Origin of the sequence: Bacillus sp. SRB_8 (assembly GCF_003264205.1) — a bacterium.
In the GTDB taxonomy this organism is placed as follows: domain Bacteria; phylum Bacillota; class Bacilli; order Bacillales; family Bacillaceae_G; genus Bacillus_A; species Bacillus_A mycoides.
This window is the reverse complement of sequence record NZ_NADT01000029.1, coordinates 440-735: the sequence shown is the minus strand read 5'-3', so window position 1 is coordinate 735 and position 296 is coordinate 440. Positions and strand designations below refer to the sequence as shown.

The following is a 296-nucleotide window of genomic DNA, read 5'->3' as shown; positions in this document are numbered from 1 at the left end:
CAACGATTGTTACAACATTTGGTGATACCTATGATTCGTTTTTAAAAGAGCCTTTTGTTATCTTTTTATCCGAACAAAGTGCTAAAAATGATTATACAGCTAACAATGAAAACCGTGCTTACAAAGCTCCTACTTTTAACAAAGGAGAATTTGGTATTAGTGCGTTTGATTATTATAAAAACCAAAACTTTTCTAAGAGAATTAAACTTTTCTATAAAGATGGGAAAGTTGAATATAAAACGATAAAACATGGTCAACAACTTCTGATTAAGCAAGCTGGTATCATAGTGGACTTA

At 30.4% G+C, this 296-nt stretch carries 1 pseudogene; it reads left to right on the top strand.

What is annotated here, in order from left to right:
• Positions 1-296: pseudogene (locus B5P40_RS24510) on the top strand (hypothetical protein); the annotation flags it as partial.